Genomic DNA, 13359 nt, shown 5'->3' on the forward strand with positions numbered 1-13359 from the left:
GACGACGAGTATCTCGATAGAGCCCTGGATCTCTACTTCCTACTTCCCTTTGACCCTGAGACTGCGTTGTGGAGCAGACTCGAGGTAGATGGACGTGACCTCGGAATCGACCGGACTCTCAACCATCAAATCTTCTTTGCTGGTGCTGCTGCGTCGCTTCGAGACTACTCGAAGCATGTTGACGAAGACCTCAGTCGGTTCATCGCCAAGCTTCCGAACCGAATGGGAACGTATCCCTCTGGGCTCATCAAACATCACGTGTGGACGACACCGTCTGAGTTATCTTCACTCGTGAGTTCGCGGACGTACCGAACGCTCGCAGGCGGAGTTCCATTGTACCTTCGAAATTACGTCCCATCAAATCGGATTCGGGACAAGGAGATTGCGTATCATTCATTCAATTTGTATGGGCTCTCGATGCTGAAAAAGGCCTATCCGAACGCGAGTACGTGGGAGACGGACCTAATCGAAGACGTGGTTTCGTATGCGACGACAGCAGACTACCTCGATGCCGTGTCGTCACTTGAGCGGGGATTCAACAACATTCTCACCGGATTCCACGTTGGTCTGTGTCTGTGGACGTTCTGGGAGGATGTTGACGCCGAAGATTGGCAGTGGTGGGTGACAGAACAACTCCGCCGTGGATACGATTTCGACGCCAACCGACTGGATGCTGGTGCAGCCGACCCCACCTTGCAGGCGTCGAAGATTTTCATTATCGCTTCACTACCGGATTTCGAGTTATCGGGCTAATATAGGGTAGTAGACGAACACAGAACCACACCCGCATTGTTTAAGACAGTGCATCAAAATCAACGAGATATGCCAATCTCGTCCGTCCTCGTTACTGGAAGCAGCGGTACGGTTGGAACTGCTCTGTCTGAACGACTCTTAGATTCGGGCTACGATTTAACTGGCGTCGACGTCGTCGAAAACTACTGGTCTGACCGCGTCAACGAACGGACGATTGTCACCGACCTCCGTGACGAGTCCGCTCTCGACCAACTCCCTAACGACATTGACCTCGTCATCCACCTGGCAGCAAACGCGCGTGTTCACCAGCTCGTAGAGCGGCCGCAGTTGGCCAAGGAGAACTTCGATACGACCTTCAACGTTCTTGAATACGCACGCAAAGCTGGCTCTGACATCGTCTTTTCCAGCAGTCGTGAAGTCTACGGAAACAATGGGAAGATAATCTACGACGAAACGGACACGTACGTTGACGAGTGTGAAAGCCCGTACACGGCGAGTAAAATCGGTGGCGAGGCGCTTGTGAAGTCGTACGAACAGTGTTACGACATGGACGCGACTATCCTCCGATTCTCGAATGTTTACGGTAAGTACGACGCGTCCAACCGTGTGATTCCGTTGTTCATTGCGCAGGCTGAGGCCGGACAGGACCTCACTGTTTATGGTGAAAACAAGGTCCTCGACTTCACGTACATCGAAGACTGTGTCGACGGTGTCGCCGGAGTCGTCAACAACCACCGAAAGTGCTCTGGGACGACGTTCAACATTGCCTCCGGAAAGGGCACGTCGTTGCTCGAACTCGCCGAGGCTGTCGTCGAGGCAACCGGGGCAGACATCAGCATAGAAACTGAACCCAACCGAACTGGTGAGGTCAGTCGGTACGTTGCGGACATCTCGAAAGCGCAGCGCTTGCTCGATTATGAACCATCCTACTCGTTCGAAGCAGGTATCGATGCGACCGTCGACTGGTACCTCTCAAATAGTCATTTGTTCGACACGATTCTCGACAACTAGCAGCGTCTCTCCCCCGACACTGCTGATTCGGTCGTCACGTAAACCGACCGTCGGTGAAGTCCACCTCTTGTATTGTAGAAACGTTTAAACGCAGACCCTCGCGAACAGTCTGCATGGCCGATATTGCGTTCCTCGTCAAAAAATTCCCAAAATCCTCGGAAACCTTCATCAAGAACCAGGTCAGTGGTCTCGTCGAGAAGGGACACAATGTGGATGTTTACTCCCAATACCGCCCAGGTGAGTCTGTCGACGAAGACTCTCCCGACGTTGACGTAACGTATCTAGAGTCGATTGGATTCGTCGACGAGGCTATTTCTCTTTTCACCGTTCAATTCGGCGAGGTTCTATCTCATCCATCTCTTCTCTCCTTGTTTGCCGAACACGATACCGGGTCAGCGAATCAAAAAAATCTCTGGAAGCGTCGAGCGGAACCGTTGTTGAAGAATATTTCGCAGTACGACGCGATTCATGCGCACTATGGTCCGGTGGGGAATGGCTTTCAGTTCCTCCAGCAGTACACTGATGCTACGTTCGTCACCTCGTTTTACGGGTACGATGCGAGTGAGTTGTTGCAAAAAAATCCATGGCGGTACTACGACCTCTTCGAGGCCGCCGACGTGATTACGTCGCTTAGTACAGATATGGACGAGACGTTGCAAGAACACGGGTGTGCAGCGTCTAAGATCGAACGGCTTCCACTTCCTGTCGATATCTCGTCGTTCGATTTCTCCCAATCGAACTACACGCAAGGAGAACCGATTCAGCTACTCTCTGTATGTCGGTTAGTCGAGAAGAAGGGGCTTCGATACGCTCTCGATGCAGTTTCTCGACTCCACGAAGAGTTCGACATTCAGTACGAAATTGCTGGTGACGGGCCACTTAGAGACGAATTAGAGAAACAGATGAAGCAACTGGGCATTGAAGATGTAGTCGAGTTTTCTGGCTGGAAGACCTCCGAGGAAGTCGCCGAACTGATGGCGGGGGCAGACATCTTTATCCAACCGAGTGTTGTTTCGTCTGCCGGTGACAAGGAAGGGACGCCCACTGTGCTGCTCGAAGCACAGGCCCGCGGATTACCAGTTGTTTCTACGTACCACGCTGGAATACCAGAAATCGTCGAAGATGGCTCTTCTGGGTACCTCGTTCCGGAGCGAAACGTCGACGAACTCACGAGAGTCCTCGAATCGTTACTTTCTGATCCGTCTACGTGGCCGCAGTTCGGTCGAAACGGCAGGCAGTTTGTCGAAGATACTCACTCACTTCGTGCGGTTGCGACCACGCTCGAACGAATCTACGGGGTTTCTAGCACGTAGTTCAGAAGACGGTTTCACCAGTTTAGACGACTACCTGAACGTTCGACTTGCTGGTCTCTCAGGAGGGTTGCCGATTCAGGCCCGATAGCCGAGCGCTTTCAAGCGCTCGTTTATTTCCGATTGGTCCGGTTTCTCTTCTGTCTGTATCTCTTCTGGTATCCGCTTGCCACGGTCCGTGGCCGTCGTCGTGTACCATGGAACCTCCCTGAGGCAGTCGAGCGGCATCCCGTGTGGATGGCCGTAAACCCACCATTCACCCTTCGCATTTCCGTGGTCTGCCGAAATAGCAACCGTTTCCGCATCGATATTTTCCAATAGGACTTCGATGCTGTCGAGAACGTATCTTAGATTCTCGATATAGGAGTCCCAGACCTGATCGACGTCTCGCGTTCCGATCATCAGGCTCTTCCACACGTTATCGAATTTGTCACCGTGGCCGATGGGTTTGGGAACACTCGGGAAGTGTGGTTGCATATAGTGGACGATCATCCGTTCGTGCTCGTCGCGGAACTCACGACCGAGTCGAATCGCGGTGTCGGTGACGGTTTCCGCCGGAATTGTCCGAACTCCGTTGTCCCATCCGTAATTGTAGACATCCTCGAAGGCGATGAAGGGCTCTTCACTTACCTTCTCGCTGTGTTGGTTTGCTGTCACATAGATCGACTTCGAGATGTCGTCGGCGTGCTCACTCGTGAACGTTGTTTTCATCCATTCCCACGACGTTGACGCTGTAGAGCGGTTTGTCCCCGGGTTGTCGAGGAACGAGTACTCGTCTGCGACTTCCTCGATAGCGTCGACCCTACATCCATCAATGAGGAGAAGGAGATCCCACTCTTTGTCGTAGACGTTTGTTCCTGGTGGGAAGAAAGGAGTAGTACGACGCAGCAGCCCCATATACAACTGATTGAGACTATATTTCAGACCTTGGGCACCTTCTGCTTGGACCCAATCCCGAGATGTGTCGACAAAATCTTTGAGACCCATTGAATAACCGGATAACCCTTTTTAGTGGTGATAAATTTTTTGCCAAAGAATACCACTTCTTCAGTTCAGACAACGACTTGACATCTATGTTTAGAATCTATTGGTGCTGAAACTGTTTTAATCTCGTATTTGAACGCTCCTAAGTTCGATTTACTGTGTGTCTCCCTCCATTCGAAGTCGAAAGCATCAGTGTGTATCAATCATCAGTGTTTTAGCGGTCTGAAACGGATGGTGGGCATACCCCATATCGACAACACTGGTGACACTACTTGACCGACAAGACAACTGCAACCGACGTTGACCTCGCACGCGAAACGTCACTCGGTACTATTGCGAAGTTCGCGACGCTTCTAGTCGGATTTGTCGGATCGATAATATTCGCTCGGCTATTGGGACCAGCCGGATACGGCGCATTCTTCCTCGCGTTGTCACTCGTAGAAATTGTCGAGAAGGGTGCCCAAGGCTGGGCTTCCGCGTCCAAAAAGCGCTTTTCTGAGGACGTCACAGAAGAATATCGGAAGAAGGTCGTCGGCGGCGCGATTGCTGGTCTGATTACCATACTTTTCGCGGGCGTCGTCGTCACGTGGCTATTTTCAGACCATCTGGAAGCCTACACCGGCGTTGAGGGAACGACTATCCCTGTCATCCTGCTCATAATCGCAATGGTGTCGTATACGACCTTCAAGGAGTTACTCGACGCCCGAGGACTTGTCGGCATTTCGAACTGGGGCGAAGCGCTGCAGACCCTCTTCGCGTTCCCGATCCAACTTGGTCTCGTAATTGCCGGATTCGGCGTAACTGGGATGCTGTTTGGCTACTCTATCGGATTTTTCCTCGTCATCCCGATAATCGTGTACTACGTCGGAGTCCACCCGGCTATTCCATCGACGGATGTCGTCTCTCGAATCTGGTCGTTTGCGAAGTACAGTACTCCGAGTGGCTTACTCGGCCGGGTCTACACCCGAGTTGACGTCATAATACTCGGGCTTCTCCTCGGGCAGGCTGCTGCAGGTTACTACGAAGCGGCATACCGAATTACTATCCCCGCCACGTTCGTCTCAGCGGTCGCTGCGCCTGCGCTGATGTCGCGAACGAGCAACTTGTCTAGCAGGAACGAAGCTTTCAGTGACGATGTCAGAAACACGCTTTCGTACTCGTCAATTCTAGCGCTCCCGATATTTTTTGGGGCGCTTGTTCTGTCGAACGAACTCGTCGTCACGATTTATGGACCTGAGTACGCTCAAGCGGCGTTGTTACTCGTTGGGTTAGCGTTCTACCGCGTCGTGAGTTCGCAACTCGAAGTACTACTCAACGTGATTCAGGGTGTTGACCGGCCAGATATCTTCCTTCGTCTCTCGGTGGTTACCATCGCTGTAAATGTGCCACTGGGAGTTGTGTTGACGCTCGAATTCGGTCCAATCGGTGTCGTAATTTCGACAATAATCGCCGAATCGATGCGTTACGTTGGGTCCCTCAACTTCGTGCGGAACTGGGTCGACATCTCCGATCTCTTACCAAAACAGATCGGACAACAAGTGGTTGCCTCTGCGGTAATGGCAGCGACTGTCTGGACTGCGCTCCGTTTCTTGACGGTTCGTGCTTGGCCCGTTCTCGTCTTCCTCCTCGCACTCGGTGCAGTCGTGTACGCTACGGTTTTGTTGGCGGTGAGTGTACAGCACCGGCGACTTGTGGCAGATGTCGTCACAATGTTCGGAGTGGACTTCTACTGAGTTGACCGTCTGCGACACCATCGTACCGGAAGAGTGGGTCAAAAACGGATTAGAGGGTAACTCACAACGACAGGGTTGTGGCCACAGATGCACCGGCGAAGACTAGGTTCCCATTCTGGAACCAGTCGTTTTCGACAGGAACTATTATAGTCGCACTACAAAGAACTCCGCTTCATGCCCAACCCCGACTCCGTCTGCGTCCTCATCCCAACCTACGATGAGGCCGAGACGATTGCCGATGTCGTCGCCGATTACAGAGAAGAAGGATTTTCAAACATCCTCGTCATCGACGGCGGCTCAACCGACGGCACACGCGAGCTTGCGGAAGAGGCGGGCGCGCACGTAGTGATGCAATCTGGTTCTGGGAAGGGTCAGGCGGTCAGAGAAGCCGTCGAAGAGCACATCGTTGCGGACTACGTCCTCATGCTGGACGGCGATGGAACCTACCTCGCAAAGGACGCAGAGAAGATGCTCGCGCCGCTCGACGAGGGATTCAAACACGTCATCGGCGACCGATTTGCGGATATGCGCGACGGGGCGATGACATCCCTGAACAAGATCGGAAACAGAATCATCAATCGGGCATTCGCGTACATCCACGGCACGGACTACGAAGACATTCTCAGCGGGTACCGGGCGTTCACGCGGGAGTCGTTCATGGAAATGACGCTCACCTCCGACGGGTTCGGCATCGAGACGGAGATGGCGGTCGAATGTGCGAAACGCGATATCACGACCACTGTCGTCCCAACTACGTATCTGCCGCGGCCCAACGGGTCGGACACCAACCTCCACCCGATTCGCGACGGTGGTATCATCTTCCTCGAACTCTACCGTCGGGCGAAGACCAACAATCCGCTGTTCTACTTCGGGAGCGTCGGGTTTGCATCGACTGCAACCGGCCTCGGCCTCGCGTTGTACGTCGCCTACGAGTGGATTGTTCGAACCGTCTCACACGAGGTCATCGCCGTCGTTTCGGCGGCAGGTATCATCTTCGGCGTCCAACTGCTGATGTTCGGAGTGCTTTCGGACCTCATTCTCTCCTTGCACCGCGAGCAGATGAAGCGCATCGAAGAGTTAGAGTAACGCCGTCACAGCCGACGGTCCGGGAGCGGTCGGGAAAATCAGAAGGGAACGAGTGCCCGGAGTCGGGCGACGAGACTGTTCGAGGCGTTCGCGCGGAACTCTTCGAAGACAGGGTGGAGCGCGTCGAGCAACTCCCGGCGTGACTCGAAGTGAGAACGGCCGGTCGCGTCGAGGGCGTCGTCGATAGAGACGGTGTTGCCGGAGGCGTCTATCGGGACATCGACGTGGCCGAGTGCACGCGCTATCGTCTTGGCGTCCGCGGGGTAGTCGATGTCAGCCTCGTCGACATCGTCGGCCAGTGCGGCGATACCGAACTCGATTGTGTCCGGTTCCGACGTGTTGTCTTGCGGCGGTCTCGCAGCCATCGCATCGCAGTACGGAACCCCCGTTGAAAAATCCCCGACCGTTGGGGTTAACCTTCGGCAGACCTTGCCATCTGCCATGACGGAGTATACGACGGTCTCGATTCCGAAGGAACTGGCCGCTCGCGTCGACGACACCATCGAGGGAACGACCTTTTCGAGTACGAGCGACCTCGTCCGGTTCCTCCTTCGGAGCATCGTCATCCAGCACGAACGGTCGGACGGCGAACTCTCCGAGTCAGAGTTTCAGGAGATAGCCGAGCAGTTGACCGACCTCGGCTACCTTCGGTAGTCGTTCGAGGCCAGTCGGCTCCGAGTTGCGCCCTACGCGAGTGGGTTCTGACGCTCGCCCTACGCGAGTTCTTCTGTCGGCGGTTCGGCGTCGAGAATCGTCACATCGAGTTTTCGACCGGCGCGGTCGAATGCACCGAACGTCTTGTCCTCCCACGGCGGGACCGCGAGCAAGACGACGGCGGCGAGGTCGTCGCGTTCGGTGAGTTCGAACGGCCCCTGTGGATGTGTGAGGAATCGGGCACGTCCTCGTCCCGCTGGCGTGCCGAGGTCGATGCCGAAGACGGCGCTGACCGAGCCGCCCGCTTCAGCCATGTAGAAGTGTGTGAGAACCGGCGTTTCCGGGTCGATACCGAGGTCTGCGTCGAACTCTCCGGCGGGCGTCGAAGCCAGAACCACGTTCACGTCGCTCGGTTCGGCAGCCTCGGCCATCTCTAAGAGCACGTCCACAAGACCGCGAGTCACGTAGATTTTCCGTCGCTCGGTGTCGGACGAAGACGACTCGTCGCCGACACTCGTCTGATTTCCCCCCTGAACGCCGCCGTGGTCCTCAGCGTTCTGGACGCGAACCTCATCCGACATCAGTTCGTCAGCACCGATTTGAACGCCTTCATGTAGGCGCTTGGGAGATTCTTTCGGGCGTCCAACAGCGCTTCGCGGAGGGAGTCGCCCGCCTGTTCGGTAACCCCGGCACCGTGGCCCACAAGAAGGCGCTCCGGGTCGAATCCGGTGAGCACCTGCCGCGGCGGGAACGGACGGAGCATCGGATGGACGCCCAGTTGCTCACCGGGTGCGCAGTAGTAGTCGATAGTCCCGACCGTTTCGGGGACGATGAGCGTCCGTAACTCCTCGTGGAAGAATCCGACTTCTTGCCAGGACGGGAACGTCCGGTCGACGATTCGGAACGTCTGGAACCCGGACTCGGCGAGGTGGGTTCCGAATCGCTCGACGTTCGCATCGAGTTTGTCGGCGACGCCTGTCATCCACGATGCCACGTAGACCGGCACCTCGTGTCGGTTCGCGATGGCGGCGGCGTCGCGTTTGTGCCTGTCGAGTCCGATGGCTACACCTGCCACGTCGCCAAATTCCGCCAGTAGGTCGTCGACGCCGGGTGCGTCCACCGGGTCGAACACCCAGACATCACCGTCGATACAGACCGCGTGGCTAGCGCGTTGCATCTTCTCGTCGGGATACGCGAGCCAGCCGACGCCGTCTTCCCAGCGGTCGATTTCACGGAGCTGCGCCGTGCCGCGACCTTTCATCGGCATGAGAGTAACCTAGGGCGGACGCCGCATAAGCCCTCGCACCGCAGCGTTCTCACCCGGTTTTGCCCTTTGTCGCGGGTGTGTTGTGTCGATATCTCATCGAGTGTGGTCGTCGAAACAGGCCGCACCGACGCAATCGAATCGAACCGTGTCGAGTCGACCGAATCGTAGATTGACCTCCTCCCACGCCTAAAGTCGTCCCCAGAACGCGAAGCGTTCTGGTGTCTCGGAAACCAGTGGTTTCCGATGAGTCCGCAGAATCTCCGGTTCTGCGAGATGCGAACGAGACGCAACGCGTCTCGTCAACGCGGGAATCCCACCATGGGATTTCAGGCCGAGCGCGGCCCTAAGGTTTCAAGACGCATACGTTCCAAGCGTCTCTTGCTGGGTGTCAGCATCGGCTTGGCTGTCTTGTGGGACGGTCAAACGTCCCCCTTCCTCAGCCGAGTCATCGCCACTCGTGTATTCTCTTGAATGGCTCTCTCCGCTGAGGTCAAGCGAATCGGAGATTCGCGTACTCGTCGAAAATCTCCGATTTTCGAGATAGCGGTCTGCAATATTGAGCGCGGCGTTCACGTCTGCTTGGTACTCCGAAACCCAACACTCCGAGTTGGAGCACTTGAACGTCGCCTGCTTCGGACGATAGCCCTGTTCTCCGCAACAGTGGCACGCCTTCGAGGTGTACGCGGGATTCACCGTCTCAACACGAATCCCCTTCTCAGCCGCCTTGTAGCGAATCTGCGCGTGCACCTTCGCAAAGCCCCATCCGTGGAGACGGCGGTTCATGAACGCGCCGTAGTCCATGTTCTCACGGATGTGCGTCAAGTCTTCCAGAACCAGCACAGGATTCTCGAATTGGTCGGCGTAGACGACGACCTCCGACGTGACCGTGTGGAGAATATGGTCGATGTGTCGCCACAACTCGTCGCCGTAGGATTCAGCGATACGTTCGCTTCCGCGTTTCTGAAGGCGTCGAGTCGCCGTGAAGTACGTCTCACGAAGTTGCCGTACTCGCGTGCCTTCGTCGTTCCAGAGGTTGGGAGCAGTCGGGGAGCCGCGCTCGTCACGGTGACACACCGTTACTAAAGAGGCTTCCCCGATGTCTACCCCAATCGGCGTCTCCGCCGAACTGGTTTCTCGTTCCTCCACGTCTCGCGTAGCGACGATGTGGAAGTACCACTCGCCGTCACGGTCGAACAGCCGACACTCACCCATCTTCGCGTCCCCTGCGTGCAACGCTTCCAACCACTCTCGCTGTTCGGGGTTTGGTTGAGCGGGGAGCCAAAGGTGGTAGTCGTCGTGGTGCGGGATTTTGACGTACCACTCGATGGCGTTCTGTGGCTTGTGGTCGAGCTTCGGGCCTTCGTTCGTGAATCGGACAGGGTGGTCGTCGTGAAGCTCTTTCGCATCGTAGCTTCCGCCACAGAGTTGCGGGACGTACTTCTTGAGCGCGTTCTTCGCGTACCCGCTCAAGTCGTAGTTGACCACCACGTCGTTGGCCGCCGACTGTGTGGTACAGTTGGCGGTGAACGCGGCTTCGAGCGCCTGTTGGTACGCTCGTTTCGTCTCGCAGAGTTTCCGGTGCTTGTGGGCGTTCGGTTCCACAAGCTTCAGTTCCAGCGTCTCGGTGACTTCGGTCACTGTTCGTCCTCCTCGTGACGTCCCGAGAAACGCGTCGCGTTTCTCGTGTGCCAAACAGAACTCATGAGTTCTGTTGACGCTGGATGTACTTCTCGACAGTTTCACTCGAAACGTGACCCGCTGTTCCTGCGTAGTAGCCGCGTGCCCACTTGATTTTCTCGCCGTCGTGGTCGGCGTAACAGTGGTTGTATTTCCGCGAACTGATGCCTTTGAACCAGTTGGCGAGGAGTGACGGAGCGTGCTTCGGTGGACTACTGACGAACAGGTGGATGTGGTCTGGTTGGACGGTGAGGTCGATAATCTCCAAGCCTTTCTCGTCGGCTATTTCGTGGAGAATGTCTCGCACACGGCTGGCAACCTCGTTGACGAGTACCGAGTGGCGGTACTGAGCGGAACCCTGTTCCGCGATGTCCGCAGAACCATCGGTTCTGCGAGACTTCGGCACCCACACTATGTGGTAGTTGAGGTTGTACATTGCGTGCCGTGTGGTCTTCATCCGTACTACACACTATCCTCGGCGATGTCTAAAAACTATCGTACACGGTGAGAAATCCAGCCGTGCCATCGTCAGTGGAGATGTACGCTATTGTCCGCTTGACCCGCGCCTGAAGACGCGGGTATGCGCTCGCACTATGTATCAGAGGTTGTCCGTGTCGATATCGACGCCGGGCGGCGAGACGATGAGGAACTCCCGGAAGTGCATCAGTTGCCCGCCCATGTCTTTGATGTCGCGAGCGAAATTCGACGCCAGTTTGTTCAGGTCGCCCTCGATGGCGAGAACGAGCGTGTTCCCGAGTGCGACGGACTCAATCCATTCTTCGGGTGGCGTCGAACCGTCGAGAACGCCGAGTACCACGTCGCCCTCGGCGTCCTCGTTGTCGAGGTGCTCTTCGGCCGTCTGCAAGTTGAGGTTGAAATCGCCCATACCCCGTGGGTGGGCAACAGACGAGAAAAGCGTTCGGTCGTACTGAACAGTTCACTCACTCTGTCGGACGCTTCATTCGGTTCGAGAGATACTTCATCTGGGTTTGCAGGCCGTAGACTTCACCGGGTCGCTGGCGGGGGTCACGACCGCAGTTGTACTTCACAATTGTCCACTTGGGCCTGCGCGTGATGGGTCCGAAATATTGTTTCTAAATCTGTCGTTGTTGTATTATTGTGTGTCTGCACAGAATTCTGTCGGGACATATCAAGACACAATATGCCATGGTGTTGTATAAGGTCGTTTAGGTCGGGCGATTTTCCACGGGAGTGGGTGTCACACGGTCCCCCGAGAACGTTCGTGATACTGTCTGGGAGAAACACTTAAATAGGAGTTCGGGCACCTGACTGACACGATGTCTCACAACGACACGGAGGATTCGTCGGGTTCCCCGGCGGGTCGAGTTCTTCCAGGGCACATTAGCCCAACAATCTGAAATCGAAGACGTACGAATCTTCGACACGACACTCCGCGACGGCGAACAGTCACCGCGAACCTCGTTCAGTTACGAGGAGAAACGGGATATCGCCGCGACCCTCGACGACATGGGCACCCACGTCATCGAGGCAGGGTTCCCGGTCAACTCTGATGCGGAGTTCGAAGCAGTTGCCGATATTGCTGCTTCGACGGACACGACGACGTGCGGGTTGGCCCGCGTCGTCGACAAGGACATCGAAGCCGCGCTGGATTCCGGCGTGGATATGGTGCACACGTTCGTGAGCACCAGCGATGTTCAGCTGGCCGACTCGATGCACGCTTCTCGCGCAGAAGCCGTCGAGCGCGCCGTCCGTAGTGTTGAACGCGTCCGCGACGCGGGCGTCGAAGTAATGTTCTCGCCGATGGACGCCACCCGAACGGACGAGGAGTTCCTCATCGAAGTCGTCGAAGCGGTCTCCGAGGCCGGCGTCGACTGGATTAACCTCCCCGACACGTGCGGTGTGGCGACGCCGACCCGGTTCGCCCGGATGGTCGAAACCGTCCGCGAACACACCGACGCTCGAATCGACGTGCACGCGCACGACGACTTCGGACTGGCGTCGGCCAACGCGATGGCCGGGTTCGAAGCCGGTGCCGCACAGGCACAGGTTTCGGTCAACGGCATCGGCGAACGTGCCGGCAACGCCGCCTACGAGGAGGTCGTCATGGCCGCAGAATCCCTCTACGGCGTCGACACCGGCATCGATACCACTCGAATCACCGAGTTAGCTCGTACCGTCGAGCAGGCGTCCGATATCCCGATTCCGGCGAACAAGCCGGTCGTCGGGCGGAACGCCTTCTCTCACGAGAGCGGCATCCACGCCGCCGGTGTCATCGAGAACGCCGACACGTTCGAACCGGGCGTCATGACCCCCGAGATGGTCGGGGCGACCCGCGAATTCGTACTCGGCAAGCACACGGGGACTCACTCGGTCCGCAAGCGACTCGCGGACATCGGGTTCGACCCTTCGGACGCCGAGGTCCGAGAGGTCACCCGTCGCGTCAAGGACCACGGCGCGGAGAAAGAGCGCGTCGACGACGTGACGCTCAGGTCGTTCGCCCGTGACGTCGGGGTAACCCACGTAGACGACAAGGAGGAGGAGGTCCGCGCCTGATGGCGTCGGGCTGTGGCCCTACTGGGCGACCGCCCCACACTGGCTCCCCGATGGCGTGCAATCGTTGCGCGCCGCGAAAGGGTTATTACACACCGGGAGTACGTGTGGCATACGATGAAGCAGCGCGACGACACCGAGGCATTCGCCGCTCCGCAGTCCGGAGTGCGCGGTGCCGCCGTCGCTGCTGTTCGGTCGCTCATTATTGTAGGGGCATAGCCCCTCACCACTCCACTTCTCAGTCCCACGGGTTTGCACCGTTTTCAGCCACGTTTGGAGTCCCCAATATGGAGCACCAGCACTACGAGACCGACCGACAGCACGCGTATCGCCCCCGAAACACGCACCACCA

At 56.7% G+C, this 13359-nt stretch carries 14 protein-coding genes; 7 read left to right on the plus strand and 7 right to left on the minus strand.

The window, feature by feature from the left end; translation table 11 throughout:
• Positions 1–66: 66 nt before the first annotated feature.
• The 3 genes from ACH9L7_RS04965 to ACH9L7_RS04975 all read left to right on the plus strand — a co-directional run bounded on the left by ACH9L7_RS04965 (position 67) and on the right by ACH9L7_RS04975 (position 3077).
• The gene (locus tag ACH9L7_RS04965) at positions 67–753 is read left to right on the plus strand and encodes a hypothetical protein (RefSeq protein ID WP_396612630.1); all 687 of its coding nucleotides are present in this window, start codon (positions 67–69) and stop codon (positions 751–753) included.
• Between the two features lie 69 nt (positions 754–822).
• Positions 823–1764 carry an NAD-dependent epimerase/dehydratase family protein gene (locus tag ACH9L7_RS04970; RefSeq protein WP_396612631.1) on the plus strand — a complete coding sequence of 314 codons (942 nt, stop codon included), beginning with the start codon at positions 823–825 and terminating at the stop codon, positions 1762–1764.
• Between the two features lie 113 nt (positions 1765–1877).
• Positions 1878–3077, plus strand: a complete 1200-nt coding sequence (locus tag ACH9L7_RS04975) for a glycosyltransferase (protein WP_396612632.1) — start codon at positions 1878–1880, stop codon at positions 3075–3077.
• Between the two features lie 75 nt (positions 3078–3152).
• On the opposite strand, the gene ACH9L7_RS04980 is transcribed toward ACH9L7_RS04975, so the two are convergent.
• Positions 3153–4061, minus strand: a complete 909-nt coding sequence (locus ACH9L7_RS04980; RefSeq protein ID WP_396612633.1) for a hypothetical protein — start codon at positions 4059–4061, stop codon at positions 3153–3155.
• 269 nt (positions 4062–4330) lie between these two features.
• Here ACH9L7_RS04980 and ACH9L7_RS04985 point away from each other — a divergent pair, with 269 nt between their 5' ends.
• Positions 4331–5791, plus strand: coding sequence for a lipopolysaccharide biosynthesis protein (locus ACH9L7_RS04985; protein ID WP_396612634.1), 1461 nt, complete (start codon positions 4331–4333; stop codon positions 5789–5791).
• Positions 5792–5965: 174 nt separating this feature from the next.
• Entirely contained in the window at positions 5966–6877 is a 912-nt protein-coding gene (gene aglJ / locus ACH9L7_RS04990) for an S-layer glycoprotein N-glycosyltransferase AglJ (protein ID WP_396612635.1), read from the plus strand.
• A 38-nt stretch (positions 6878–6915) separates the two neighbouring features.
• Here aglJ and ACH9L7_RS04995 read toward each other — a convergent pair whose 3' ends face one another.
• Positions 6916–7242, minus strand: a complete 327-nt coding sequence (locus ACH9L7_RS04995) for a hypothetical protein (protein ID WP_396612636.1) — start codon at positions 7240–7242, stop codon at positions 6916–6918.
• Between the two features lie 76 nt (positions 7243–7318).
• Between ACH9L7_RS04995 and ACH9L7_RS05000 the strand changes: the two genes are divergently transcribed.
• Entirely contained in the window at positions 7319–7531 is a 213-nt protein-coding gene (locus tag ACH9L7_RS05000) for a ribbon-helix-helix domain-containing protein (protein WP_074792596.1), read from the plus strand.
• Positions 7532–7590: 59 nt separating this feature from the next.
• Here the strand turns inward: ACH9L7_RS05000 and ACH9L7_RS05005 are convergent, their stop codons facing one another.
• The 5 genes from ACH9L7_RS05005 to ACH9L7_RS05025 form a co-directional block, all read right to left on the minus strand.
• Complete coding sequence (locus ACH9L7_RS05005; RefSeq protein ID WP_396612637.1) at positions 7591–8112, minus strand: hypothetical protein; 522 nt, start codon at positions 8110–8112, stop codon at positions 7591–7593.
• Complete coding sequence (locus ACH9L7_RS05010; protein WP_396612638.1) at positions 8112–8798, minus strand: hypothetical protein; 687 nt, start codon at positions 8796–8798, stop codon at positions 8112–8114. The genes ACH9L7_RS05005 and ACH9L7_RS05010 overlap by 1 nt, the downstream gene beginning before the upstream one ends.
• Before the next feature lie 351 nt (positions 8799–9149).
• The gene (locus ACH9L7_RS05015) at positions 9150–10436 is read right to left on the minus strand and encodes an RNA-guided endonuclease InsQ/TnpB family protein (protein ID WP_396612639.1); all 1287 of its coding nucleotides are present in this window, start codon (positions 10434–10436) and stop codon (positions 9150–9152) included.
• A gap of 61 nt (positions 10437–10497) precedes the next feature.
• Positions 10498–10932: an IS200/IS605 family transposase gene (gene tnpA / locus ACH9L7_RS05020; protein WP_396612640.1), complete on the minus strand. Its 435-nt coding sequence runs from the start codon at positions 10930–10932 to the stop codon at positions 10498–10500.
• A 141-nt stretch (positions 10933–11073) separates the two neighbouring features.
• Positions 11074–11361, minus strand: a complete 288-nt coding sequence (locus ACH9L7_RS05025; RefSeq protein WP_396612641.1) for a DUF5779 family protein — start codon at positions 11359–11361, stop codon at positions 11074–11076.
• Positions 11362–11765: 404 nt separating this feature from the next.
• Between ACH9L7_RS05025 and ACH9L7_RS05030 the strand changes: the two genes are divergently transcribed.
• The gene (locus ACH9L7_RS05030; RefSeq protein WP_396613222.1) at positions 11766–13010 is read left to right on the plus strand and encodes a LeuA family protein; all 1245 of its coding nucleotides are present in this window, start codon (positions 11766–11768) and stop codon (positions 13008–13010) included.
• Positions 13011–13359: the final 349 nt, after the last annotated feature.

It is taken from the genome of Haloferax sp. S1W, assembly GCF_044593955.1.
Classification (GTDB): Archaea; Halobacteriota; Halobacteria; order Halobacteriales; family Haloferacaceae; genus Haloferax.

Bases quoted from the DNA above. Each gene is read 5' to 3' on its own strand.
- ACH9L7_RS04970 (WP_396612631.1), top strand. From the start codon at position 823: ATGCCAATCTCGTCCGTCCTCGTTACTGGAAGCAGCGGTACGGTTGGA.
- ACH9L7_RS04975 (WP_396612632.1), top strand. From the start codon at position 1,878: ATGGCCGATATTGCGTTCCTCGTCAAAAAATTCCCAAAATCCTCGGAA.
- ACH9L7_RS04980 (WP_396612633.1), bottom strand. From the start codon at position 4,061: ATGGGTCTCAAAGATTTTGTCGACACATCTCGGGATTGGGTCCAAGCA.
- aglJ (WP_396612635.1), top strand. From the start codon at position 5,966: ATGCCCAACCCCGACTCCGTCTGCGTCCTCATCCCAACCTACGATGAG.
- ACH9L7_RS04995 (WP_396612636.1), bottom strand. From the start codon at position 7,242: ATGGCTGCGAGACCGCCGCAAGACAACACGTCGGAACCGGACACAATC.
- ACH9L7_RS05000 (WP_074792596.1), top strand. From the start codon at position 7,319: ATGACGGAGTATACGACGGTCTCGATTCCGAAGGAACTGGCCGCTCGC.
- ACH9L7_RS05005 (WP_396612637.1), bottom strand. From the start codon at position 8,112: ATGTCGGATGAGGTTCGCGTCCAGAACGCTGAGGACCACGGCGGCGTT.
- ACH9L7_RS05010 (WP_396612638.1), bottom strand. From the start codon at position 8,798: ATGCCGATGAAAGGTCGCGGCACGGCGCAGCTCCGTGAAATCGACCGC.
- tnpA (WP_396612640.1), bottom strand. From the start codon at position 10,932: ATGAAGACCACACGGCACGCAATGTACAACCTCAACTACCACATAGTG.
- ACH9L7_RS05025 (WP_396612641.1), bottom strand. From the start codon at position 11,361: ATGGGCGATTTCAACCTCAACTTGCAGACGGCCGAAGAGCACCTCGAC.